This window comes from Cohnella sp. OV330 (assembly GCF_900112065.1).
Classification (GTDB): Bacteria; Bacillota; Bacilli; order Paenibacillales; family Paenibacillaceae; genus Cohnella.
Genome location: NZ_FOKE01000014.1, coordinates 196,722 through 220,557 on the forward strand (window position 1 = coordinate 196,722; position 23,836 = coordinate 220,557).

The following is a 23,836-nucleotide window of genomic DNA, read 5'->3' on the forward strand; positions in this document are numbered from 1 at the left end:
AGACGTTAACGCGACGGAGCCGCTCGTTCATAGGCGGAACCTGTACCCCGCTCCCCACACCGTCTCGATATACACGGGCGCCGAGGCGTCCTTCTCGATTTTTTCCCGCAGCTTGCGGATGTGGACGGTCACCGTCTGGGTGTCCCCTATGGCATAGATGCCCCAAAGACGGTCGAACAGATGATCCTTGCTGAACACCTGATTCGGATGCTGCGCGAGGAAGTAAAGCAGGTCGAACTCCTTGGCGGTAAGCGAGACCTCTTCCTCCCGGACAAAGGCCTGCCTGGTGTTCGCATTGATCCGCAGCTCGCCGATCTCCATATCGCCGGTCCTCGCATTGCGCCCGGTCAGCCTGTCATATCGGGCCAGATGCGACTTGACGCGCGCCACCAGCTCGGCCGGCTTGAAGGGCTTGCCGATATAGTCGTCCGCTCCGAGGCCCAATCCCCGGATGACGTCGATATCTTCCCTTCGCGCGGTCACCATCAGAATCGGGACATCGGACGCCTCCCTGAGCGCCTTGCATACCTCGAAACCGCTTAGCTTCGGCAGCATGACGTCCAGCACGATCAGATCGAATTGGCCCGTCATCCCCAGCTGCAGCCCTGCTTCGCCGTTATCGGCCAGAACCGTCTTGTATCCGCTCATCTCCAGATAATCTCTTTGCAGCTCGGCGATGCTCGGTTCGTCTTCCACGATAAGTATCGTCTTATTTAACGCCATTCGTGCCACCTCCGTCGATCGGAATCGTCAGGATCACCCGCGTCCCTTCCCCTTCTACGCTCTCCGCCCGTATATCGCCGTCATGCGCCAGCATGATCTGCTTGGCGATGGCCAGTCCCAATCCGCTGCCTCCCGTCCGCGAGTTCCGCGACCATTCGGCACGATAAAATCGGTCGAAAATGTGGGGCATCGCCTCTGCAGGAATGCCGCTGCCATTGTCTTCGATGGCGATCTCGACCCGACTATTTTCCCTGTGAGCGGACAGTCGAATCGCCGGGCTTTCTTTGTCCATGTACTTCAGGCTGTTTTGGATGACATTGCCGAGAACGCGCTTAAAGGAATCGGGATCGACCTGGACGAGGACGGACGCCTGTACGTCGAACTCCGTCATGAGCGCCACGCCGTTTTTTTCGAGTTCGAACCGAAGGTCGTCCGACCAGTCGCCAAGCAAGCCGCGAACGGACATCGGCTGCATGCGGAAGGGCACATTCTGCATGTCCAGCTTGGAGTACAGGAACAGCTCGTCGATGAGTTTATCCAGCTCGTCCGCTTTGGAAGCGATGGTTTTCATGTATCTATCATGCTTGTCCCGGGTGTCGGCGATGCCTTCCATGATTCCGTCCACGTAGCCTTTAATCGCGGTAATCGGCGTTTTGAGATCATGCGAAATATTCGCGATGAGTTCTTTGCGATTTTTCTCGTACTGCAATTGCAGCAGGATCGACTCCTTCAACCGCACCCGCATTTGCTCGAAAGTGATCCCGAGCTGTCCGATCTCGTCTTTGCCTTTGACCGCGATCGGCACCTCGAGCTCTCCTTCCGAGAAACGGCCTGCGGCTTGTCGCAGCGCGAGGAGCGGCCGAATGATGCGGGTCGACATGTAATAGGTCAGGACGATATTCGTCAAGATCAAGGCGGCGATGGCGGCGGCCAAAAGAATCGGGAACCATCTTTTCGCAAAATGAACGAGCGGATCGATTTTCGTTAGCAGGAACAAGCTGACCGGCTTGTCGTCGGCCGTTCTCAAATCGTACTGAACGATCTGATACGAGTCATTATTGTTTATTTTGACCGTCGACTGTTTGTGGAAATCAGGATGCTCGTATGGCGGCAAGCCCGATGTTAAGGCTGGATTGTCTTCTAATCCTTTTGAAACGTAAACGGCCCGGTTTTCCGCGCGGACGAATATAGAAATTTGTCGCGAAGCAAGTTCGTCGGACAAGTCCTGCAAATAGGCGGTGTCCGTCAACAGCTCCGGGTCTTGCGCAAGCGTATGCTTGACCAGGCGGTGAAAATCGCTTTCCTCGATGCCCTCGATTTTCGATTCGTAAAAGGCCTTGATGCTTTGCGCGTCTCCCCGGAAAACGATAAGCAGCAGCGACGATATCAGCACGAGAAACAGGAGCGGAATAATCAGCATCGCCGCGTAGGACCAAAGCAGCTTCCAACGGATCGACATGCGTTCCCTCCCTCCGTTCTCCATCAGATGATAAGCCATAAATCTAAAGCGGCGATTTCGCTTTTATTAACGAATGATTAAGCGATTTTCATCGCGGCCGAAGACCGATATGAATTCAACGGCTTAATAATTCTTTAATGTTCTTCCCCTATAGTGATAAAAATCCGATAGCGGACCGCTGCTCAAGCATGCCAAGGAAACGGAAAGAAAGGAATGAGTCTCGTCAACCACTTCGCCACCCGTCATCCGAGCCAGCCGAATTATTTGGATCTATTCTCCGGCGGCAGCCAAGGCGTCAAAGGAGACGGCGTGCCGAAGACCAAATTCGCTACCGACAATTTAGCATCCGAGCTGTTTAAACACAACTATACGTTTGCCGGCTATTCCGAAGGGCTTCCCGCTCTAGGCCTCAGCAAGCAAGCGAAGGCTTTGCCCGTAATGAAATAATATTTTGCGGCGGCATGTCCGGAAAGGATGATAAAAGTGAACTACTGGCTCTTTCAACTCATCAATCAACTCGCGGATCGCTACGATTGGATCGACGATATCATGGAATTTTGCGCGCAGGACATCGTCTTCGCGATGATCGCCATTCTGGGCATCCAATGGTTCACGGAGAAAAAACAAAATCAAAAGGCGGTCTTTTTTGCGGTTCTCTCCGCCTGTGCCGCCATGCTGATCGGCTCGCTCGTCATTTCCCCCGCCGTCCGGCATCCAAGGCCGTTCGTCACGCACCAGGTTCATCAGCTGGTCGCGCACGCCGCGGACTACTCCTTCCCGAGCGATCACGCGATGCTCGCGTTTTCGATCGCGTTCAGCGTGCTCCTCGTTAAGCGCGGAACCGGGCTGTTTCTGCTCGTTCTAGCGTTTGTTACCGGCTTTAGCCGGGTGTACGTAGGGGTTCACTACCCGGCGGATATCGCGGGATCGGTCGTACTATCCGCTGTCGCCGCCATCGCGGTACATTTGCTTCGAGTCCGTCTGGACGCGATCCCCGAGCGTTTGATTCGGATCTACGGCAAGGTGCGCGGGCTTTCGGCGCGCCGATAAGCGGATGAACGAATGATAGGATGAGCTCCTTAGCTTCTCCGGCTTCGTTTAACGTACACGGCAGCGCCTGCCGCGACGAATACCAACCAAAGGCCTTTCTCAGCAGAGTATGGACTGTAAAAGATCGGTACCAGCTTACCACCAGGCTTGATAAGATCGAGAAGTTGCTCGCCATTCTCGCCGCCAACCGTATCGATCACCACATCAACTGGGGCATCGATATCAGTCAATCTGGATTGGGTATAATCGATGAATTGATCCACTTCGAACTGTTTCACAAACAACTCATTTTTTCCCGAAGCCGTACCGATTACAGTAGCCCCTCTGATTTTAGCCAGCTGGATAGCCATGTGACCGACGCCTCCGGAAGCACCATTCACCAGTACCCGATGCCCAGCGTGAATATCTGCCTTATCAAGTGCCTGCCAGGCTGTTAAAACAGCCATTGGCAATGCGGCTGCATGCAGATAATCGATTGCATCCGGTTTTCGAGCCAGATGTTCCTCCGGGGCAACCATATATTCTGCATATGCGCCAGCTGGACCTTGTTGGGGAAAACTTACAAGCCCATACACGGCATCTCCCACCTTAAAGATACGGGTGCTCTCTCCAACTGCCGCGACAACCCCCGATACATCCCAACCCGGAATCATCGGCAGGGACGGCCGAATGCTTGGGCGTATTTTTGCCGGAACCGTCTCGTATCCCGACCGGGTAATGCCATCACTAGGATTTACACCTGCGGCATATACGCGAATAAGAACCTCTCCCTTACCGGGTGCTGGCATAGGGGCATCTTCGTAAGTCATGACATCAGGGCCTCCAAACGAATGGACAACAATTGCTTTCATCATGTTGCTCTCCTCCTTGCGGGATCTGGCGAACCGGCCGGTCTAACGCCTTATTGCCATATTATCGCAGGTTCATTACTCTAGATAAGGAGGCACTTTCCATTAACAAAATTACCTTTTCCCTACATACTTTATTTTTGTTAGAGGAGGTTGGAAGGTTAGTGAGACCCGCCAATGAAGTTGACTGTACCCAGGCAATTGACGATGTTCTGCAGATTTTTGGCGGCAAGTGGCCTTTTTTAGTGGTCCAGCAATTATTTAAAGGTCCCCAGCGATTTAACCAACTGCGCAGGAACTTAGACACAGTGAGTTCCAAAGCCTTATCGGAGGTTCTTCGGAATCTGGAACAGAATGACATCGTTCTGCGGACTGTCTATCCAACAAATCCCGTATCGGTAGAATATTCGCTGACGAATAAGGGCCAAGATTTTCAGTCAACCCTAGTTGAGATGGGGATGTGGCGCAAAAGATGGGCCCAGTAAACGCTTCGTTTCGCTGAAGTAACCTTATTATTCTTAAGATGTAAGCTGGCATCAGACCCGACCGGTGCCAGCCTCTTTCTATTATAGTTGTCTCTCCGTGTAGGGCGATTGTCCAGTCCAAAGCGCTATTTAATCACTCCCAGGAGCCGTCTGTTGATTTCATGTTGACTCCAGAACATAAAAAAATACAGAGCAACGGCAATGATCTCACCGTATTCTGTATTAAAGTTTACATACTGCAATTTGTTTGTTGATCCTTATTCCTCTCCCGTAGCCGCCGGATTCCCCTCATAACTGATCCAATCGCTCCAGCTGTCGGATTGGTCTCATATTCCTTGCCGGCCAACCCTAGTACCACTTTAATGAATCTGATCCTTAAGAAGGTTTTTCTTGTTCGTCATTTTGTAATCAAGTACGCTCACTATTTTTTGCAAATAATCAATCTGATCCTGGATTTTCTGTCTGTACGCCAGAACTTTCTCATGCACTTCGGGAACGGACACGATATCTTCAACATAGGATAGCGCTGCGAACTCTTTAATATCTTTAAGCGGAACGCCCATCTTCTTCAAGCAAATAATGAGCTCCATCAACTGCGTGTCTTCCTTTCGGTACATTCGTCGACCGTTCTCTCTCCTCTTGGCCCTAGGGAGCAGTCCGATCTTCTCGTAATAACGGAGAGCATCCTCAGTCAATCCGGTCATTATGGCAATTGCCTTAATTGAAAAAGTCTCGTCGCTGATCATCCTAAGACCATCCTATCCTAATGAAATAACGTCACCAGGGAATAGCGCCTTGCTCATTGAAGAAGCCACCCGTGGGGCCATCTTCCGCAAGCGTAGCATAACGAACAATGATTTGGGAACCTTGTTCCGGCGTTAGATCGCCGTAACCGTTGTTGAAATCGGTAGCGACGAATCCGGGGCAGACTGAATTTACTTTGGCAGGAGTATGTCTCAATGTAAAAGCAAGATGGGTCGTCAGCTGGTTTAGCGCAGTTTTAGAGCTGCTGTAGGCCAATGCCTTCAAAGGGTAGACGCCGCTGGCTGGGTCGCTATGCAGCGTTATCGATCCGATGGCGCTGGATATATTGACAATTCGCGGGGCGTCTGATAATTCGAGCAGTGGAAGCACGGCTTGGCTGACAGCGAATGCGCCAAAGAAGTTCGTATCGAACGACTCCTTCAAAGTAGTGACTGTCAGATCCGTGAAAGTATGACGATTGCCAATTCCTGCGTTGTTCACCAGAACATCCAGTTTCCCATATTCGGTAGTGATTTTCTGGACAGCTGTATCAATGGTGGCTTGAACGGTTACATCCAGTTCGATACAATGCGCATCAATTTCTTGGGCTTGTAGTTTTGCTGCCGCTTGTTCCCCTTTTTCCTTGTTTCTCGCTCCTAGCAGAACCGTGTACCCCAGACTCCCCAATTGGTGAGCCGTTTCAATGCCAAGCCCTCTGTTGCCTCCCGTAATTAAAGCTATTCTCTTCTTTGGTACGGACATTTCTCCTCACCTATCCTTCTCTTTTTTTGAGCGGTATGACGGGTATTAATCACACCCTCGAGTATCGTAAGGCCAATGTTACAACTTGGTGTAAACACCAAGTCAAGCGGGTTTTACACATTTGTTGACTCCGTATCGATTCCCGGAATAAAAAATACATCACCGTGGCATGTAAGCCGAATATTGAAATTTCTTATTTTGTTGGCTCTATGTTGAATCGAACTGCACAGAGTCCTGAATTGTTGACTCAGAGAGTTGAATAGATTTGCTGCTTTAAATTTATCAACTATAACTATAACTATAACTATAACTATAACTAGGGCCTGGGTAGTCACCTTTAGATGTGGGCATTTCCGGCCCCTTTTCTGTATGTACAGCACATTATGAAGCATTAGAGCGTGTGTTCGATTCGACCCGTTCTGTAAGTATTTTCACGAACCGCTTGTTGACTCCGTGTTGATTTCAAGGCATTAAAATACATCGCCATGGCTCGAGGACCACATGGCGATGTATTGAAATATCATAAACTGCTATATGTCTCTCGGTTATTCTGAATCTCCAGTGGCGATGGGGTTGTTGCTGTAAGAAATCCAATCGCTCCAGCTGCCCGAATACAGCTTCACGTTCGTGTACCCCGCTTCGCGAAGGGCGAGCACGTTCGGCGTCGCCGAGATGCCGGAGCCGCAGTACACGATGATCTCGCCGTCTTGCGGCAGATCGCCGAACCAGTCGCGAAGCCGCTCCGGCGACTTCCAGGACCCGCCCTCTTCGAGCGTGTCCTTCCAAAAGTAGTTCGCCGCTCCTGGGATATGCCCCGCGACCGGATCGAACGGCGCCTCGCGCCCGGCGTACTGCGCCGCGTCGCGCGAGTCCACCAGCGCCGCGCCGCTCCCGGCGGACGCGGCGCGAACTTCTTCCACGCCGACGAGCCAATCGGCTCTAGGTGCGGGCACGAATTCGCGCGGCCCCACAGCCGCTGCTGGCTCCGCAGACACGGCACCGCCGGCGGCCGTCCAGGCCGCGTAGCCGCCGTCCAGCACTTGCGCGCGATCCGCGCCCAAGTAGCGGAGCAGCCACCACAGCCGCGAAGCGGCTGGTCCGTTGCCGTCTTCGTAAGCGATGACGGCGGTCTCGCGGTCGATGCCGAGAGACCCGAACAGCGAAGCGAGCCGTTCCGGAGACGGCAGCGGGCTGCGCCCGCCGTGCGCCTGGGCCGGATCGGTCAGATCGGCCTTAAAGTCGATGAACACGGCGCCCGGCAGGTGCCCCTTCGCATAAGCGTCCTTGCCGTACGCCGGATCCTTCGGGTTAAACCGAACGTCGAGCAGCACGATTCGCTCGCCGCCCGCCAGCCTTTCCTTTACTTCCGCCACGCTCGCCACATTGGACAATGACATTTTTTCCACGCTCCTCCGTTTATTTTCGCGATTGCCGCTTAGCCAAATATCAAACCTTCAAATTGTAAACTCCAGGCTCTCCGAAGACTTCACCTCGTGAATCGCCGCGTAAATATCGTTCTGAATCTTCAGCAGCCCGGCGTCGTCGCGCCTTCGCGGACGCGCCTGCGGCACCTGAAAGATCCGATTGATCCGCCCCGGCCTCGGGGACAGCAGCACGACCCGGTCGCCCAGGAATACCGCCTCGGACACGTCATGCGTGACGAACACGACGGTCTTTTTCTCCGCCTCCCAGATTCTCAGCAGATCGTCCTGCAGCTGCAGCCGGGTCAGATGGTCGACCGCGCCGAACGGCTCGTCCATGAGCAGCACCTCCGGGCCGTTGGCGAGCGCCCGGGCAAGCCCCGCGCGCTGCTTCATGCCGCCGGACAGGTGATGTGGATACTTGTGCTCGAACCCCTTCAGCCCGACCAGGTCGAGATACCGCTGCGCGTCTTCCCTGCGCTCGCCCTTCGCGACGCCGCGCATCTCCAGTCCCAGCTGGACGTTTTTCGCCACCGATCTCCACGGATACAGCGAAGGATCCTGGAAAACGACGCCGCGCTCGATGCCCGGTCCCTTCAGCTTCGCTCCGCCGAACCACACCTCGCCCGACGTGGGCAGCTGCAGCCCGGCCAGTATCTCGAGCAAGGTGCTCTTGCCGCAGCCGCTCGGACCGAGAATGCTCAGAAACTCGCCGTCTTCGATGGTCAGATCGATATTCGAGAGCGTCTCCGTCGGCGTCGCTCCACCGTATACTTTGGACACGCCGCGGACCTCGAACCCCGCCATAAGATCGCCCCCGTCGCGTTTATTTTTTCGGAATGAACCGCAGATCCAGGATCTTGTCGACGTCGTAAATTATATCCTGGAAGCCCAGGTCGACTTGAACCTGCTGCGTATCCTTCAGCGCGTTCAGGTCTACGTCGGGATTGTTCTCCCACAGCACGTTTTCGCGTTCGAACGCTTTGTCCACCGCGGCCGGATCGATCTTCACGTTTTCGAGGAAGTACTTCTTGTACTCGTCCAGGTTGCTCTTGGCGTAGTCCTGCGACTTGAAGTACGCGCGCAGCAGCTTCTCGACGAGCTCCGGATGATTCTCGATAAAGTCGTTCCGGGAGGCCAGGACGCCGGTATGGAACGTCGGCAGGTAATCCCAGCCCTTGGCGAGAATCTTGCCGGTGCCTTCAAGCTCCGCGAGAGAAGCGAACGGCTCGTGAATGATCGTCGCGTCGACTTGGCCGGACTTCAAGCTTGCGTAAGCCGCGTCGTTGACGCCGTCCGCGAGGTATGTAACATCGTCCTTGGTCAGGCCATGCGCCTTCAAGATCGTCTGGGTGTATACGTCTAATCCGCTGCCGAGAACGGCGGCGCCGACCTTCTTGCCCTTGAGGTCTTCGACGCTATCGATGCCCGTTCTGGCGACCAGGTAAAACGGCCCCTTCGTGCGGAACATCGAGGAGACGATCTTGACCGGCGCTCCCTTGCCCGCGGCCACGATGACGTTCGTTGTCGCGACGTCCACGATGTCGACATCCTTGCTCGTCAGCGCTTCGATCGGTTTCTGGGTGGAGATCAGTTCGACGTCCAGCCCCTCTTCCTTGAAGAAGCCCTTCTCGATGCCGAAGCGCACGGCCAGTCCGCTTACGCCGTTAAACGGGGCGTACCGGATCTTCTGCAGCTCCGCGGATGCGGGAGCCGATGCCGATGCCGACGCAGATGCTCTAGCGGAAGCCGTCGGCGCTACGCTTTCGGACGCCGTAGAGGAAGCCGCGCCTCCCGAATTATTGTTGTTGCCGCCGCAGCCGGCGAGCACGAGGGCAAGCGCCGCCGTTACGATTCCGGTTCCCATCCATCTTTTCTTCAACATGGTTTCTCTCTCCTCAAAAGTAACTGTTTATGTGTTAAACCGTGTAACTGATTAAGATGACTTCCACTTCAGCACGACCCGCTTCTCCAGCAGATCGATAACGCCGATAATAAGCACCGATACGACCGTCACGACCGTGATGATCCCGAACGCCTTCGCCGTGTCGTACAGGGATGTCGCTTGCACCAGCAGGTTGCCGAGCCCGTCCTTGGACGCGACCATCTCTCCGAACAGCGCGCCGACGAGTCCGGTTGCCGCCGATACTCTCAGCGAGACGAAGATCGTAGGCGCCGCCGAAGGCAGGATGACCTTGACGATCGTCTGCAGCTTGGAAGCCTCGAACACCCGTGCCACCTTGAGATGCGCTTCCGCCGTCTGCTTGATGCCGGTGATGGTATTGAACGCGATCGTAAAAAAGCAAAACAGGAACACGATCGCGACCTTGTGCGACAGCCCGATACCGAGCCAGAGCATCAAGAGCGGTATGATCGTTACCTTCGGAATCGCCAGGAGCGCCGAGAGGAACGGCCGGAAGAAATTTTCCGCATGCGGCACGAGCACGAGGAACATCCCGGTCGCGATGCCCGCGAACGCGCTCAGCAGGTACCCCGCCGCGAATTCCTTAAGCGTCACGAGCAAGTCGTGGAAAATCTCGCCGTCCGCGAACAGCTTGTAAATCTCCTCCGCGACCTGGGTCGGTTTCGACAGATACAAGCTGCCGACGATCTCCGCTCGTACGAGGTATTCGATCATGCCCAGGCAAGCGAGCAACAGCGCGACTTGCCCGATGAGAATGCGCCACCGGTAGCGCTTTTTGCCGTCATAGCCCATGTGGCTCTGCTCCCTTCCTTACTCGCCCGCCCCTTGCAGGGCTGCCTTCTTGGCGAACCGATTCTCGGGAACGGACAGGCCGAAGTGCCCGCGAAACGTATCCGCCTCGTACTCTGTCCTAAACAGGCCGCGGCGCTGGAGCACCGGAACGACCAGGTCGACGAACAGGTCGAGCCCGCCCGGCATGTACGGAGGGCAGATATTGAAGCCGTCGGCCGCGCCCCCTTCGAACCACTCCGCCATCTGATCCGCGATCTCCTCCGGATTGCCGACGATGAGCAGATGGCCGCGCGACGTGGCTGCGAAGTAGTGGAACAGCTCGCGGACGGTGATATCTTCGCGGCCTTCCGCCTTCTGCGCCAGCGCGACGAGCCACCTCGCCTCGTCTCCCGGAAGCGACGAGAGCGACAGATCCGGAAGCGGACCGTCCAACGGATACGCGGCAAGGTCGATCCCGATCCTCGCGGACAACGGCGCCACGTCGTAGTTGGTCATGAGCAGCGAATTCAGCTCCCGGTACTTCGCGCGCGCTTCCTCGGACGTGCGGCCGACGAGCGGCACGAGGCCCGGCAGAATGAACACTTCATCGGGGCTTCTGCCGTACTGCACGGCCTTCGTCTTGATCTCGGCGTAGAACGCCTTCGCGAGCTCGAGCAGAATCTGCCCGGTGAATACGGCGCTCGACTGCTTCGCGCCCAGATCCCGGCTGCGCTCGGACGTGCCCGCGTTCAGCAGCGGAATCTGACCTTGCGGCGGCCTCGCCACGTTCAGCGGGCCCGCGACGGAGAAATGCTCGCCGACATGATCGATCCGGTGCACCTTACTGCCGTCGACGAACTGTCCGGTCTCCTTGTTCCTGACGAACGCTTCGTTTTCCCAAGAATCCCACAACTCCTGCACGATCTTCACGAACTCGTCCGCGTAGTCGTAGCGCTGGGAGTTGTCCCAGTGCTTCTCCCGGCTGTAGTTCTGAGCCGCCCGCACGTCCATGCCGGTCACGACGTTCCAGGCGAGACGGCCGCCGCTCAAGTAATCGAGCGAAGCCGTCTGGCGCGCGACCGTGTAAGGCTCGGAGTACGTCGTGTTCGCCGTTACGATCAACCCGATCTTCTCGGTGACCGCCGCGATGTTCGCGATCATCGTGAACGGCTCAAGACGCACCATCTGCGACGGAAACGTGTGCTGCATGTCCGCGCTCGTCGCAAGCGCATCGCCGAGGAAGAAGAAGTCGAACTTCGCCTCCTCCAATCTCTGAGCTACGCGATGCAGAAACTTCGGATCGAACGCGCCGTCGGTTGCCGCTTCCGGCAGCCGCCAGCCGGCCGGGTGATAGCCTGTCGAGAACAGGAACAACCCGAGATGGAGTTGGCGCTTGGACGGCTTGCCTTGATGGGATATCGTCATGATGGTTTTCCTCCCATTTTATAGTTTACCAATGCGATAACAAGGGTTTATAACGTAAAAAGACCGATGCGGCGGGAGAGGTCGTCAATTTCCTTGATCTCCTCGGCCGACAATCTCTCGCTCGCGTGGGCGAGCGAATCGCGGATCTGCTGCGGCTTGGAGGCACCGAGAATCGCGGAGGTCACGAAGGAATGGCTGAGTACCCAGGAAAGCGCGTACTGCGCCAGCGTCCAGCCTCTCGCCTCGGCCAGCGGGCGAATCCCGTCGACGAGCGCGTATGCCGGATTCGCGTCCAGCAGCAGCGCCAACCGCTTTTCACCATGAGCCAGCCTTGATTCCGACGGAGGCGCTTCTCCCTGGCGATACTTGCCGCTGAGGATTCCCCTGCCGAGCGGGCTGTAGCTAATGACGCCGACCTGCTCAGACTGGACGAACGGCGCGAGCTCCCGCTCGATGCCTCTCGTGATGAGGCTGTACTCCGGCTGAACGCTCTCGAATCGATGAAGGCCGTGGAGCGCGCTTACCCCGTGCGCCTTCGCCAGCTGCCAAGCCGCATAGTTGGAACAGCCGAGGTAGCGGATTTTGCCCTGCTTCACCAGATCGTCCAGCGCCCGCAGCGTCTCCTCGATGGGCGTCTGTGGATCGAACGCGTGAATCTGGTACAGATCGACGTGATCCGTCCGCAGCCGGCGGAGACTGTTCTCCAACGCCCGGTAGACGTGGTAGCGGCTTTGTCCTCCGTCGTTGACGCCCGATCCCACATGAGCGCTGAACTTCGTCGCCAGCAAAATGTCGTTGCGGCGCCCTTGCAGGAGCCGTCCGAGAATCTCCTCGGACTCGCCGAACCGCGAGCGGTCGCCGGTATCCATGCCGCTGCCGTATACGTCCGCGGTGTCGATCAGGTTGATCCCCGCCTCCAGCGCCGTATCCAGCACCTCGCCGGACGCCTGCTCGTCGATCCATCGTCCGAACGCCATCGTTCCAAGGCTTACTTCGGACACTTTAAGTCCCGTTCTTCCCAACCTCCGGTATTGCATCAAACTCTTCCTCGCTTCCGTTACGACAAAAAGGACAAACGTAGGTCGCTTCGCGAATTCAGCGACTCTCCGTCTGTCCGGTCGAGTTGTCGTATGTAATAGTAATAAAATAGATGCGGTTGTCGTCAGCCCGCTAGTTCAGGAGCAACGCCGCGGAAGCCGCGTGTCCGAGAGATACGGCCAATTCGTAGGGCGTCTCTCCGTTTGCGTTCTTCGCCGTCTTGTCGGCTCCGTATCCGAGAAACTTCTCGATCAGGCCCGCTTTGTCGAAATAAGCCGCCACGTGCAGCACGTTGAAGCCTTTTCGAAGCTCGCCCTCGCATAGGGCATGGATGTCGGCTCCGTGCGCCATCAGCAAGTCTACGAGATGCCCATAGTCGCCGAAAACGGTCGCGTGGATCGCTTTGTTGTTCAAGCTGCCGTCTCGGCTTCGCGCATGAATGTCGACGCCCCGGTTCAGCAGCAGCTCCACCGTCTCGGTATTGCCGAAGTGCACGGCCAGCGATAGGAGCGGGAACCCGTCATGGCTGTAGGCGTTCAGCAGCTCCGGAGATTGGTCCAGCAGTTCCTCCACCCTGGCGTTGTAACCGACCGCGGCGGCCTCGAACACGTTCAGCCTGCCCGCCCCGTTCCGCAGCAGCAGCTCCTTGATGTCGTTCGCCCGAAGCAGCGCCGCCATCAGTACGGGCGTCTCCCCTTGCGGGTTGCTGGCGTTCACCAGGCTCGCGTCCCGGTGGATCAGCTCGGCGACCTTGTCGATGTCGCGGTGCTTCACCGCCTCGAACATCTCGTTCTTCAGCCGCTGAAGGTTATCTGCCTGCTCCCTTGCCCGTACCAGCAGATCGTGGGAAGCCCGCACGCCGACATTCACGAAATGGGCGACCGCCCTCGAGCGATTGGACTCGAGCCCGGACTCGACGAGCAAATCAACGGCCTTGAGCACCTCATCGTCCAGTCGGATGGAAAGCACGGCAGTGCTTTTTTTCTTCGGCATGGTTCTCCTCGTCGCTTACATGTAATTAAAATTACAAAATTACTATAGCACGGGTTGCGGCATTTGAATAGCCTTTTATTCCGACATTTTTAGATGGTTTTATAGTTAAAAACAAAAATGCCCGCCATTGAAACGCATGGCAAACATTTTTCGGCCTCTTAAGAGAGATGACATGATCCTGTAAGAATCCGCGGGGCGATCGCATTTGAGGCTCCTCCGCCTCCAGGACGGCGGGACGCTTTTTCATAAACGCGTAGATTCGTCCCGCTTGATTCATCAGCATGCGCTGCTCCGTTACATTCGAGACGACCTGGGTCATTTGAAATGTCACTGTCGTGTAATAGAGGGCGAATGCGACAAACTCGCCGATAGAGACCGCTTGAGACCGCACAAGCGCAATACCGAACGCAAACACCAAGATTAATCCGATGTGAACGGATAAATTACGGAAGCCTCCCCTTATATAGGCATATACATTTTGGCAACGAAGCGGACATTCGCGAGCTCGGCGAGGTCATTAGGATCCTCGTCATTGGAACCCTCAAGCCGGTCGTGTATCGATCCCATCTATCAGTTTCGTTTCAATTGTTGTCAAATCCGCGAGGCAGATGAAAAACGGGAACCTCTTTTGTCCGCCCGGATTCCATGCTTTAGTCAATTGACGACTTTTTTGTGATAAAATAAAGAAAGTGATGCTCACAGGAAACGGAGAAGACGGGTTAATCCCGAACCGTACGGGGTAATTATCCTATGCTTATTTTCCCTTGCAGGAGAGAGGAGGTGTTGGCCGTGAAGCGCAACGAAGAAGACGTGCTTCTTCTTCAGGCGATGAAGGATACGCAGGACAAACGAATGTTTCAACGGTATCAGGCCGTTTTTATGTACAAAAGCGGATATTCGGTCAAAGATATTCAAGGCGTTTCCCATCTTAGCGAAAAGACGATTTATACGTATATCCGCTCGTACGAACAATCCGGCCTGGAGGGACTGGCTATCGGAAGCTCGCCCGGGGCGCCTCGCAAACTCACGGCTGTGCAGGAGACCCGCTTGATTCAGCTGATCACGTCCAAGCGGCCCAGCGAACTCGCGCTTGCCGAGCAGTCCAGATGGACGCTCAAGCTCGTATCGACTTTGATCGAGCGCGAGTTCAACCAAACCTATACGCCTAGAGGAACGTCAAGGCTGTTACAAGATTTAGGACTCGTATTTTCGGAGTCCAGACCAGCGCAGGCGCTCGGCGACAAGAAGAAAAGCCGCCCTCATCGCACGATTCGCATCCCCACGATTTTTCTCGTGCACAAGCCCCAAACGGACAGCGACTCGCATCTGCGGTTCATCGAGAACACGCTGCAGTTGCATCCGACGGGACGAATCGCGCTTATGCTCGGTCCGGAAGAACGGACGGAGCCGATCGCGGAGGAAGATTTGTATGAACTTATGTACTATCATCCCGTAGGCAGACCTTGAACCGGCCATTCCCCGGCGCACTGCTCTGATACCGAGAGGTTGCCCCCGGTCGGCTTCGCGACTGCGGGACAGCCTCTTTTTGAATCGGCGGTCTATCAGGTAAGCCGGCCCGCATCGAACAGAACTTCGAGCGACTGGACGCTATCCCACGTTTTCTGAAGCATCTCGATCGATTCCGTATCGACGGGGATCGCGCTGCCGCGGTCCGTCGCTTCCTCTATCGCTTCGTCGGCAGGATTGCTCCTCGTATAGAAAATGATATGATCCGCTTCTTCGCCCTTCTCCAGGAAAATCGACTCGACCACAATATTTTCGCTTCTCATCGTCTCGTAGACGAAATCCATTTTGTTTACCTGCATATCTTTGACGAAATCTATAAATTCTTGGGTCATTCCCGGCTTGATTTTTACTTTCAGACATTGGACTTCCACGTGAATCCCACCTCTCTTTATGAATGGCGAGCGGTCGAACGAGGTCAATCTGGTGTATTTATTTCTAGAATTAACCTTTCCCCTGCTGGATGAAACCGAGGTCCGGCGACCGGCGCCACGCGCCGATCGATCTCGTCATTAACGATTCAATCGGAGCCCGCCGTTGTCTAATACGTATCGCTCGCTTATCTTTGAAGAAATGGTTTACTTATTCCCGCGTGCATTTTTTCTTATCGCGAAGCCGCTATTCAACCTTTTTGCGGTCGTCGTCTGCAAACCGATTAGTTCACCTGTCGAAGCTAAACGAAACGTCCGCCCCGTATCCTTGTCCCGGAGCGTACGCTCGGTCCGGGCATCGCGTTCTATCTGCAAGCGTCAGCCCGACGGAGGCTTGGCGGCCGTTCTATCAATCAGGAGCAAATGTGAGAGTGTCATTCCGACGCGGCACAACGACTCTCTCCGCGGCGGCGGTCTCTACGAGACCTTCGAATCGTGCTTGCCGAAGCGCACCGAAAAAACGAAAACCGTGCCGGGTTCGCCGGACGGTTCTACGCGGATGCTTCCTTCCATGAGCTCGCACAACGTTTTGCAGATCGACAGCCCTAATCCGCTGCCGCCGTACTTGCGGGGGGTTGAGACGTTCGCTTGCGAGAACGGCAAAAACAGCCGATCGATCTCTCCTGCAGGAATGCCGATGCCGGTATCCTTCACGACGAACTCTAGCGCGATCCGGTCGTTGGTCTCTTCGAGCAGGCCCACCCGGATGCCGATACCGCCCTTCTCCGTGAATTTCACAGCATTGCCGATCAAATTGATGAGAACTTGCTGCAGACGATTCCGGTCCCCTCGAAGAAGTTTGGGAACGTCAGGCTCGAGGGCAACCGTATATGCGAGCCGTTTTTCTCGTATTTGGGCCGTGAACAGCTCCCCGACTTGAGCCAGACAGTCCCCCAGCAAAAAGAGCTCATGTTCCAGCTCCATTCGGCCGGCTTCGATGCGGGACAAATCCAGGACGTCGTTGACGATTTGCATAAGCGTATTCCCGCTATTAACCATGACCTCGGCCAGCTCGGATTGTTCGGACGTCAGACCGGATTCCCGCAGCAGATCGAGCACGCCGATGACGCCGTTCAGCGGCGTGCGAACCTCGTGGCTCATATACGTTAAAAATTCCATTCTCGCCTGGGAAGTACGCTCGGCCGCTTCCTTCGCCTCGATCAACGACCGCTCCGCTTGTTTGCGGCTCGTTATATCCCGCACGGTGCAAGCTAGAAGGCCGGATTCGTCGGCGTCGCTGCCCCATTGTATCTCAGCCGGAAAGGATGTGCCGTTCTTGCGACGCGTCTCTACCCCCAGCAGCTTGCCTAACGGAGGAGCCAAAGGTTCGTCGGCGCCAACGGCGGAGGGGAGGAGCAGCGATACGTTCAGGCCGTTCAGTTCCCCTTTGTCGTACCCGAACATGCGCGCGGAAGCGGGATTCGCTTCGAGAATGACGCCCGACGCATCAAGCACCAGCATGGCATCGATCGAGGTATCCGTCACGACGCGCGCCTGCGATTCTGGCTTCGCAGGCTGCTCGCCGGCACGCGCGATCTGCCGGTTCATGCGCTCAAGCTCCATCGCACTCCTTTTTTTTCGGGCATCGTGCAGACTTACCAAGCCCTGAATCTTGGCTTTGAGCTCATTCGGAATGATCGGCTTCATGAAAAAATCGATGGCGCCCAAGGAGCAGCCTGTCGCAAAACCGCCGGCATCCGCGGGTCCGGAGATGAAGACGACCGGAATATGTTCAAGGCTGCTATTGGACTTCATATTGTCGGCCGCCTCGCCGCCATTCATCCCGGACATTTGAACGTCAATCAGGACGACGGCGATCTCCTCGCGCAGCAAACATCGCAACGCCTCGGTCCAGGAGCGTGCGCGGACGAAACGGTACGTTTCCCCGTCGAGAGCGGCTTCGATCGCATGCGAATGCTCCGATTGGCCGCCGACGACCAGAATGTTCGCGAAAGAATCCCTTTCCACCTGTTCCCCTCCCCTGCTATGTATTGGATATTCCATTTGTACGAATGCCGCTCTCCTTCATCCTTGGGGCGATAGACGGCTCAAGTGCTTATTTTGAAGGTGCGTGTTAGCGCCTTTGTAGAATTAATTCCCATCTCCATATTATACGGGGTTAAGAATATAGGTTCAATGCGATATTTATTTAAGATCGAAAAGAATTGTGTAATTAATATTTACCTATCATTAAGGAGAACGAGTGTTATCCGGCAAAACGCCGCCCTCGTCGATATAACCCCTTTAACCTATAAAAATTCGTAAAAAAACGCTTCCCATGAAACGCATGGCAAGCATTTTATCGATTACCCATCTATAACCAGTTCAATACGACGACAGCGGGCAGTTGCTCGTACAGCGCCTTCGTTCATAATGCCGTTCTTGCGGAATGGCACGGCAGACAACATAAGGAGAGCGCTCATGGCAAAAACCGCGGCTGACGCTGCTTCGCGTCCCGGAAAGTCACCCGCCAGAACGGACTCAGCAGCAGGAGCCAGCTGGCCGCAATCGTCGTCGGCACGCCGGTGTAGTAGGCATGCCGCCCGTCCCTGTCCCCGCGTATCACGAAGCGCTGCAGGTGGCGGACGAGCTGGTTAAATACGTCCGTATCCTGCTCTTCCAGCTCCAGCCTGCCGTGGCCTTGGGCGACAACCATAACCCTGTCGATGTCGAACGTGTCCTTCTCGGCCGTGATGACCGGCAAGTACGGGTCCTTGCCTTCCGCTCTCATCCTGCGATAAAAATCAAACCAATACGCCGGAACGATATAAGGAGAATCGGTTGTTATATAGATTCTATTATTTTCCGAAATTCACAACATCTCACCACATTACTTATGTCTCTTACGGGGTCTGCGCGATTTTACTTTTTCTATGAATGGCATCTCTTTTCCCCACCCTTTCGCGATTGCAAGCGCGATCCGCAAGTACGATAATAGAGACGATGTTTTCACCATGCCGCGGTTCTTCATCATGCGCCTTGATGCCAGCCCCCGCTCCATGCTTGCCCTCTTCCCTCGTTGACACGAATAACTGTATAGAAACTTTTTTCAAAAAACAACCCAATGTTTGGGAGAAGGTGTACAGGTATGACATTCTACGATGTACTGCTAGAGCACCAGTTCGTTTACGAGAGGAAGACGAATCAGGATTATCCGAAAGCATTCGACTCGCATCTGGGGTACGAGATCGTATGGGTGACGAGCGGCGTACTGGAAGTCGTTCTGAAGAACCATCTGTATCGCGTCGAACCCGGCCATATTCTTGTTTTCAACGCCTTGACGATGCATAAGTTTCATGTGCTGGAGCCGCCGTACGAGCGTCATCTGATTCACTTTCTGCCCAGTATCGTTCCGGAAGGCGCGCACGCCTTGCTGGAACCGCTCGAGCGGCTGGCATATCCGAATCATTTGCTGGACTTGCCGGGCGAGCAGGAGCGGCTCGCGGGGTTGTTCGGCCGGATCGGCCGCGAGTACGGGGCCGACGAGTGGCAGCGAAAAGCCGCGCTGCAGCTTTATTTGCAGGAGCTGATCCTGCTGATTTCCCGGCAGCTTCGCAAGTCTCCCGGGCCGCGGCAGGCCGCCGCGCCGCAGACTGCACGCGATAAGCTGGTCGGTCAAATCCTGCAGCTGCTCCACGAGCGATACCGGGAACCGCTTTCCCTTGATCTCATGGCGGAGGCGCTGCACGTCAGCAAATATTATTTGTGCCACTTCTTCAAACGGGAGATGGGCACGACGGTGCAAGCGTACATGAAGCAAATACGCGTCAATGAAGCCAAGTCGCTGCTGCTGCACACGGCGTACCCGATTCACCTGATCAGCGATCAGGTCGGCTTCCAGACGTCGTCGCATTTCATCCGCAGCTTTAAGGAGCTGACCGGCTTTACGCCGGAGCAATTCCGGCGGCGGTAGACGACACAGCAATCCTGGACGATGAACGCCGCAACGGCGGATGACCGTAAGCGCGCTTGCTCCGATACAATGGAAGCGATATTACCGACGATCCGGAGGGCGCGCTGCTATGACGTTATCTGATTCTACACTATCGATGTTGGCTAACCGCGTATTTACGTTTATGATCGCCGATCAAAGCGAACAAGCCGACAAAGTCATCCGCAATGCAGCAAATTGCCATGCCGGCGATTGGGGCATGGATATTCATCATTGGGACTGGAACCCTGGCGTCGGTCTGATCGCCATGTCGGGCTATTACGACGCCAGTCGCGAAGAGAAAGCGCATGCTTACTTGCTGGAATGGGTGCGAAACAACCATGAGCTGTCTGCTATGCGCCCCTTTACGGTCAAGGGCTAACCCTTATGCTGCTTGCCGAATTGATGCAGGAAAGGAGTTAAAGCCATGTCCACCGACGCCACGCTGCGCAAGCAAGCTTATCTGGCCGCTTCCGCCAAGGACGATCATGCCGATGACCGCTACAAGGTGGCGACTTCCGCCATTAGTCGGCTCGTCTTTGGACTCCCTGTGGACGAAGAGGCGTTCGTCCGTATGCTGGAGACGATCGATCGGCGCGAAGATTGCAGCGATTTTACCATGAATGTGATCTTGCGGATGCTGGTTTTATACGGCGACAGCCCGTTGCTCAGCGAGGCGCTGCTCCAGCGTATTCGGTCCACCGTTACCGGATTCGAATATTGGTACGACGCCAAGCGGAGCGAGTTTTCCGGATCGCAAGTTTTCGTAACGGAAAACCACGTCATGCTGTACCGAACATGTCAGCTGCTCGCAGCTCAGCTCTACCCGGACGTTTGGTTTGCGGCGCATGATCGGTACGGACATGAATTGTTACAGCCGGCGGCCGCCTTTATTGCCGATTGGATTCGGGTGAAGGCGTTGGTTGGATTCAGTGAATGGGATTCACATTGCTACATGTCGGAAAACTATTTGTCCGTTCTGAATGTGTACGATTTGGCCAAAGATACCGGCTTGCGCCATTCGGCCCGTCAATTGCTGGACCTGATGTCGTTCGGGATGGCGGTCAACTCCTACAAGGGCGCTTATAGCTGCACGCAGGGTCGGACGTATTCGGAATTGATCCTGGAGCCCGCCAACCAATCGACGCAGCCGCTGCAATATTTGTTGTGGGGCACGGGCGAGCATGCCGGCCATCTTCTTCACTTAAGCGCCACCGCGCTCTCCACCAGTGATTACGAGGCGCCTGCTGCCGTCATTGCCGTTGCTTTGGACGCCGCCACGATGGAAAGCCGAGAACAGCAAAGCTTCGATGTCGAGGATGGCCCGAAGCTGGGAAAAGGCGTGGCGACCGAGGAGGATACGGCCTTCTACTGGCAGAACATGGGCTATACGCACAAGGATTTAATCCGGACCAACATCGACATGGCGCTAAAATACGGCATTCACGTCAATCACCAGCTGGAGCAGGAGGCCGCCTATTTCGCAAAGTGCGCGGCGGCGGGCATCGAGCCGAAGCCTTGCCGGGGCAGCACGTACTTAAGCCGCGTCAACAAAATCACCCGCCGCACAAGCGATTATATGCTTAGCTGCGCGCAAGATTTTCGAAAAGGAGAAAACGGGTTCCAGCAGCACATATGGCAAGCTTCGCTGGACGGAGGCGTGGTCGCGTTCACGAATCATCCTGGAACGGAAAGCGTTCGGACCGGCCGGCCCGACTTGTGGACGGGCAACGACGTGATGCCGCGTTCGATCCAATATGGATCGACGGTCATCTCCATCTATCGGCTGCCTTCCGATGTGCGGTTGCCGTACACGCATGCCTTCTTCCCCAAGCGCCGGTTCGATGAAGTGCTGGAGCTCGGCGGTTGGCTGTTCGGCCGAAAAGGGGACGGTTATGTAGCGCTATACTCCCAACGCGGTTATTATTGGACGGAACGTTTGCCCGAAGAAGAGGCGCGGTGCGACGCGTTGGATAATGTATGGCTGTGCCGGGTGGGGCGCCTGGCGGAGGACGGCCCCTTTGAGAAGTTCATGGAACGGCTACAGCGGAGTCGGTTGATGGTGGATGCCCGGCCCGCCGTGACGTGGCAGGATCCGGCCTACGGAGAAATCGCTTTCGGTTGGGAAGGCCCACTGGAAGTGAACGGCAACGCAATTCCGATCGACAATTATCCGCGGTTCGACAATCCGTATTGCCAAGCAGCGCGGTACAGCGGGACGTACGCGATCCGCGCGGACGGGCATGAGACGACGTTGCGATTTTGAATCGAAGGTTCATGGCTAATCAATCCGAATATTTGGTCCATTTTGAAAGGTGAGCCTATGCATAATTATTCATTGCCTATTTTTGTTTCGACCAACCCAGGTTTTAGATGCAAAAACGCCTCGATCAATGCTGATCGAGGCTGAGTTACGACCTTAGTAGCCCTATGCTGCTTATTGACTCATACTGCGCCGCGCTGCTCTCTCAGGTACGACTCATCCGGCTAATGGAAATAGAGACGCTGATTTCTCGCTTCGCGAATCCACACCTGCATAAATCCGCCCTCCCGATTATCCCAGGCGTAGTAAGGAATTAGCATGCACGGTCTCCCCGTCTCTTCATTGACGGTCAGAACGGTTACGCCGCCTAGCAGATCGGAACGATAACTTGCATGAAACGGTTCATTGGCGGAGAGGGCGAAGGCGTCGTAGGTCAAATCCGGATTGTCGACTTGCTCCGCGCAATAAACGACGGGGCCGCGCTGAACGGCGATTCGGCCACGATCGGCTTCGACCTCCGCCCTGGCGCGCACGATCGCCACAGGCATATCCAGTTCAAGCGCGACGGAATCCCCCGGCGACCATTCGCGGTCCAGCACAAGGTATCCCCGGTCCGACAGCGCTTCGGTACCCGAGAGGCTTCTGCCGCCTATCTTCAGCCTATAGCCACTGCACCAGCCCGGTACGCGCAATCGTATGACGAATGTGCCCGTCCGTTCGGGATTCACTTCAAGCTCGATCCTGCCGTCCCACGGGTACTTCGTCGTTTGCTTCAGCTTCACGGCAAGCCCGCCTGCGACCTCGAATTCCGCTTCGCCATTCATGTACTGATTGACGGCGAGCCCGTCCTCCGTCCTCGCGTACGCGTACTGGCCGATGGAAGGCAAATACCGCACCAGATTGGTCGGGCAGCAGGACGTGCCGAACCATTCGACGCGATGATGGCCGCCATCCGACGCCAGCGGATTGACGTAGAAAAACTTGTCGCCGGACAGCGATATCCCCGCTAAAGCGCCGTTGTACATTTCCCGCTCCACCACGTCGGCATACTTGGCATCGCCGAACAGCAGGTTCATCCGATGGTTCCAGAATGCCATGGCGATCGCGGCGCAAGTCTCGCAATAGGCCGTCTCGTTCGGAAGATCGTAATCGCGGGTAAAGCCTTCATTATGCCGCGAAGGCCCGATTCCTCCCGTCACGTACATATTGCGATCCACCGTATGCGCCCATACGCGATGCAGGGCATCGACGTAGGCGGAATCGCCGGAAGCCAGCACGACGTCCGCCATTGCCGAATAGAGATACATGGCGCGTACGGCGTGCCCGGTCACCTTCTCGATGTCCCGAACCGGAACGTCGTCCTGGCAGTACGCCGGTCCCCATTCTTCTTTGTCCCAGATCTCGCCTTGGCCATGGCCGCGGCCGCGTTCCTCCAGCAGCCATAGGGCGAGCTTCCAATAACGCGCCTCTTGGGTGGCGCGGTACAGCTTGACGAGCGCCAGCTCGATCTCCTCATGCCCTTCCACCCAATGGCGCTTGCCGGGGCCGAATAGGCGATCGTAATGGTCGGCCAACCGGCAGGCGACATCGAGCAGCTTGCGCTTGCCCGTCGCTTCGAAGTAAGCGACCGCCGCCTCGATCAGATGACCGCCGTTGTACATTTCGTGTTTTTCCATATCCGTCCACTTGCGCTCGGGCGCGACCAACGTAAAGTAGGTGCACAAATAGCCGTCCGGCTCCTGAGCGCCGGCGATGAGCTCGATGATTCGGTCGACTTCCGCCTCCAACGCCGGATCCCGATCCGACATCAGCAGATAGGCTGCGCCCTCCAGCACCTTGTACACATCGGAGTCGTTAAAGTAGATGCCTTCGAATTCGCCCTCCGTCAGGCCGGCGGCCTTGGCGAAGTTGGCGATGCGCCCGGTTTTCTCGCATTGGTCGAGACAGGCTTTGATCGTGACTCGGCTCAGGGTGTCGAGACGCGGACGCCAGAATGCATCGTCGATTTTTACCTTCGTAAAGGGAATGCTCTGCCAATTCATCA

At 55.8% G+C, this 23,836-nt stretch carries 23 protein-coding genes; 7 read left to right on the forward strand and 16 right to left on the reverse strand.

Translation table 11 applies throughout. From position 1 onward, the window contains the following. Positions 1-27: 27 nt before the first annotated feature. Both BM235_RS27740 and BM235_RS27745 read right to left on the reverse strand, forming a co-directional pair. On the reverse strand, positions 28-723 hold the full coding sequence (locus tag BM235_RS27740) for a response regulator transcription factor (protein ID WP_090117505.1): 696 nt from the start codon (positions 721-723) through the stop codon (positions 28-30). Then, the gene (locus BM235_RS27745) at positions 710-2,182 is read right to left on the reverse strand and encodes a sensor histidine kinase (RefSeq protein WP_090117506.1); all 1,473 of its coding nucleotides are present in this window, start codon (positions 2,180-2,182) and stop codon (positions 710-712) included. Before BM235_RS27745 ends, BM235_RS27740 begins: the two co-directional genes overlap by 14 nt. Before the next feature lie 213 nt (positions 2,183-2,395). Between BM235_RS27745 and BM235_RS27750 the strand changes: the two genes are divergently transcribed. Continuing rightward, positions 2,396-2,629 carry an alkaline phosphatase family protein gene (locus BM235_RS27750; RefSeq protein WP_090117507.1) on the forward strand — a complete coding sequence of 78 codons (234 nt, stop codon included), beginning with the start codon at positions 2,396-2,398 and terminating at the stop codon, positions 2,627-2,629. A gap of 36 nt (positions 2,630-2,665) precedes the next feature. Next, entirely contained in the window at positions 2,666-3,232 is a 567-nt protein-coding gene (locus BM235_RS27755; protein ID WP_158543805.1) for an undecaprenyl-diphosphatase, read from the forward strand. A gap of 29 nt (positions 3,233-3,261) precedes the next feature. Here BM235_RS27755 and BM235_RS27760 read toward each other — a convergent pair whose 3' ends face one another. Further along, positions 3,262-4,086 (reverse strand): NADP-dependent oxidoreductase, encoded by an 825-nt coding sequence (locus tag BM235_RS27760; RefSeq protein ID WP_090117509.1) that lies wholly within the window; start codon positions 4,084-4,086, stop codon positions 3,262-3,264. A 158-nt stretch (positions 4,087-4,244) separates the two neighbouring features. On the opposite strand from BM235_RS27760, the gene BM235_RS27765 reads away from it, so the two are divergent. Then, positions 4,245-4,565, forward strand: a complete 321-nt coding sequence (locus tag BM235_RS27765; protein ID WP_090117510.1) for a winged helix-turn-helix transcriptional regulator — start codon at positions 4,245-4,247, stop codon at positions 4,563-4,565. Positions 4,566-4,924: 359 nt separating this feature from the next. On the opposite strand, the gene BM235_RS27770 is transcribed toward BM235_RS27765, so the two are convergent. The 9 genes from BM235_RS27770 to BM235_RS27810 form a co-directional block, all read right to left on the reverse strand. Further along, positions 4,925-5,311, reverse strand: coding sequence for a MerR family transcriptional regulator (locus BM235_RS27770; RefSeq protein WP_090117511.1), 387 nt, complete (start codon positions 5,309-5,311; stop codon positions 4,925-4,927). Between the two features lie 31 nt (positions 5,312-5,342). Further along, positions 5,343-6,071 (reverse strand): SDR family oxidoreductase, encoded by a 729-nt coding sequence (locus BM235_RS27775; protein ID WP_090117512.1) that lies wholly within the window; start codon positions 6,069-6,071, stop codon positions 5,343-5,345. A 545-nt stretch (positions 6,072-6,616) separates the two neighbouring features. After that, positions 6,617-7,468, reverse strand: coding sequence for a sulfurtransferase (locus tag BM235_RS27780; protein WP_090117513.1), 852 nt, complete (start codon positions 7,466-7,468; stop codon positions 6,617-6,619). Between the two features lie 57 nt (positions 7,469-7,525). Further along, a complete protein-coding gene (locus BM235_RS27785; RefSeq protein WP_090117514.1) occupies positions 7,526-8,299 on the reverse strand; it encodes an ABC transporter ATP-binding protein in 774 nt (257 codons plus the stop codon). A 19-nt stretch (positions 8,300-8,318) separates the two neighbouring features. After that, on the reverse strand, positions 8,319-9,377 hold the full coding sequence (locus BM235_RS27790) for an ABC transporter substrate-binding protein (protein WP_255374635.1): 1,059 nt from the start codon (positions 9,375-9,377) through the stop codon (positions 8,319-8,321). Positions 9,378-9,428: 51 nt separating this feature from the next. Further along, positions 9,429-10,208, reverse strand: coding sequence for an ABC transporter permease (locus BM235_RS27795; protein WP_090117515.1), 780 nt, complete (start codon positions 10,206-10,208; stop codon positions 9,429-9,431). Between the two features lie 18 nt (positions 10,209-10,226). Further along, entirely contained in the window at positions 10,227-11,612 is a 1,386-nt protein-coding gene (locus BM235_RS27800; RefSeq protein WP_090117516.1) for an LLM class flavin-dependent oxidoreductase, read from the reverse strand. A 47-nt stretch (positions 11,613-11,659) separates the two neighbouring features. Continuing rightward, positions 11,660-12,649: an aldo/keto reductase gene (locus BM235_RS27805; RefSeq protein ID WP_090117517.1), complete on the reverse strand. Its 990-nt coding sequence runs from the start codon at positions 12,647-12,649 to the stop codon at positions 11,660-11,662. 133 nt (positions 12,650-12,782) lie between these two features. After that, the gene (locus BM235_RS27810; protein ID WP_090117518.1) at positions 12,783-13,643 is read right to left on the reverse strand and encodes an ankyrin repeat domain-containing protein; all 861 of its coding nucleotides are present in this window, start codon (positions 13,641-13,643) and stop codon (positions 12,783-12,785) included. 789 nt (positions 13,644-14,432) lie between these two features. Here BM235_RS27810 and BM235_RS27820 point away from each other — a divergent pair. After that, entirely contained in the window at positions 14,433-15,110 is a 678-nt protein-coding gene (locus BM235_RS27820) for a helix-turn-helix domain-containing protein (RefSeq protein WP_158543804.1), read from the forward strand. A 95-nt stretch (positions 15,111-15,205) separates the two neighbouring features. Here BM235_RS27820 and BM235_RS27825 read toward each other — a convergent pair whose 3' ends face one another. The 3 genes from BM235_RS27825 to BM235_RS27835 form a co-directional block, all read right to left on the reverse strand. After that, complete coding sequence (locus tag BM235_RS27825; RefSeq protein ID WP_090117521.1) at positions 15,206-15,541, reverse strand: DUF6176 family protein; 336 nt, start codon at positions 15,539-15,541, stop codon at positions 15,206-15,208. Positions 15,542-16,015: 474 nt separating this feature from the next. Continuing rightward, positions 16,016-17,566, reverse strand: coding sequence for a hybrid sensor histidine kinase/response regulator (locus BM235_RS27830; RefSeq protein WP_158543803.1), 1,551 nt, complete (start codon positions 17,564-17,566; stop codon positions 16,016-16,018). A gap of 451 nt (positions 17,567-18,017) precedes the next feature. Then, entirely contained in the window at positions 18,018-18,329 is a 312-nt protein-coding gene (locus BM235_RS27835; protein ID WP_143106741.1) for a hypothetical protein, read from the reverse strand. A 357-nt stretch (positions 18,330-18,686) separates the two neighbouring features. On the opposite strand from BM235_RS27835, the gene BM235_RS27840 reads away from it, so the two are divergent. From BM235_RS27840 to BM235_RS27850, 3 genes are all read left to right on the forward strand, one after another. Continuing rightward, positions 18,687-19,511: a helix-turn-helix transcriptional regulator gene (locus BM235_RS27840; RefSeq protein WP_158543802.1), complete on the forward strand. Its 825-nt coding sequence runs from the start codon at positions 18,687-18,689 to the stop codon at positions 19,509-19,511. A 109-nt stretch (positions 19,512-19,620) separates the two neighbouring features. Beyond that, positions 19,621-19,911: a hypothetical protein gene (locus BM235_RS27845; RefSeq protein ID WP_090117525.1), complete on the forward strand. Its 291-nt coding sequence runs from the start codon at positions 19,621-19,623 to the stop codon at positions 19,909-19,911. Positions 19,912-19,956: 45 nt separating this feature from the next. Then, the gene (locus BM235_RS27850; protein ID WP_090117526.1) at positions 19,957-21,795 is read left to right on the forward strand and encodes a DNA ligase-like domain-containing protein; all 1,839 of its coding nucleotides are present in this window, start codon (positions 19,957-19,959) and stop codon (positions 21,793-21,795) included. 221 nt (positions 21,796-22,016) lie between these two features. On the opposite strand, the gene BM235_RS27855 is transcribed toward BM235_RS27850, so the two are convergent. Next, positions 22,017-23,834 (reverse strand): glycoside hydrolase family 127 protein, encoded by a 1,818-nt coding sequence (locus tag BM235_RS27855; RefSeq protein WP_090117527.1) that lies wholly within the window; start codon positions 23,832-23,834, stop codon positions 22,017-22,019. Positions 23,835-23,836 lie beyond the last annotated feature (2 nt).

Excerpts from the sequence above, each read along its gene's own strand:
- BM235_RS27740 (WP_090117505.1), bottom strand. The coding sequence starts at position 723 with ATGGCGTTAAATAAGACGATACTTATCGTGGAAGACGAACCGAGCATC.
- BM235_RS27745 (WP_090117506.1), bottom strand. The coding sequence starts at position 2,182 with ATGTCGATCCGTTGGAAGCTGCTTTGGTCCTACGCGGCGATGCTGATT.
- BM235_RS27750 (WP_090117507.1), top strand. The coding sequence starts at position 2,396 with ATGAGTCTCGTCAACCACTTCGCCACCCGTCATCCGAGCCAGCCGAAT.
- BM235_RS27760 (WP_090117509.1), bottom strand. The coding sequence starts at position 4,086 with ATGATGAAAGCAATTGTTGTCCATTCGTTTGGAGGCCCTGATGTCATG.
- BM235_RS27770 (WP_090117511.1), bottom strand. The coding sequence starts at position 5,311 with ATGATCAGCGACGAGACTTTTTCAATTAAGGCAATTGCCATAATGACC.
- BM235_RS27775 (WP_090117512.1), bottom strand. The coding sequence starts at position 6,071 with ATGTCCGTACCAAAGAAGAGAATAGCTTTAATTACGGGAGGCAACAGA.
- BM235_RS27780 (WP_090117513.1), bottom strand. The coding sequence starts at position 7,468 with ATGTCATTGTCCAATGTGGCGAGCGTGGCGGAAGTAAAGGAAAGGCTG.
- BM235_RS27785 (WP_090117514.1), bottom strand. The coding sequence starts at position 8,299 with ATGGCGGGGTTCGAGGTCCGCGGCGTGTCCAAAGTATACGGTGGAGCG.
- BM235_RS27790 (WP_255374635.1), bottom strand. The coding sequence starts at position 9,377 with ATGTTGAAGAAAAGATGGATGGGAACCGGAATCGTAACGGCGGCGCTT.
- BM235_RS27795 (WP_090117515.1), bottom strand. The coding sequence starts at position 10,208 with ATGGGCTATGACGGCAAAAAGCGCTACCGGTGGCGCATTCTCATCGGG.
- BM235_RS27800 (WP_090117516.1), bottom strand. The coding sequence starts at position 11,612 with ATGACGATATCCCATCAAGGCAAGCCGTCCAAGCGCCAACTCCATCTC.
- BM235_RS27805 (WP_090117517.1), bottom strand. The coding sequence starts at position 12,649 with ATGCAATACCGGAGGTTGGGAAGAACGGGACTTAAAGTGTCCGAAGTA.
- BM235_RS27810 (WP_090117518.1), bottom strand. The coding sequence starts at position 13,643 with ATGCCGAAGAAAAAAAGCACTGCCGTGCTTTCCATCCGACTGGACGAT.
- BM235_RS27835 (WP_143106741.1), bottom strand. The coding sequence starts at position 18,329 with ATGAGAGCGGAAGGCAAGGACCCGTACTTGCCGGTCATCACGGCCGAG.
- BM235_RS27840 (WP_158543802.1), top strand. The coding sequence starts at position 18,687 with ATGACATTCTACGATGTACTGCTAGAGCACCAGTTCGTTTACGAGAGG.
- BM235_RS27845 (WP_090117525.1), top strand. The coding sequence starts at position 19,621 with ATGACGTTATCTGATTCTACACTATCGATGTTGGCTAACCGCGTATTT.
- BM235_RS27850 (WP_090117526.1), top strand. The coding sequence starts at position 19,957 with ATGTCCACCGACGCCACGCTGCGCAAGCAAGCTTATCTGGCCGCTTCC.
- BM235_RS27855 (WP_090117527.1), bottom strand. The coding sequence starts at position 23,834 with ATGAATTGGCAGAGCATTCCCTTTACGAAGGTAAAAATCGACGATGCA.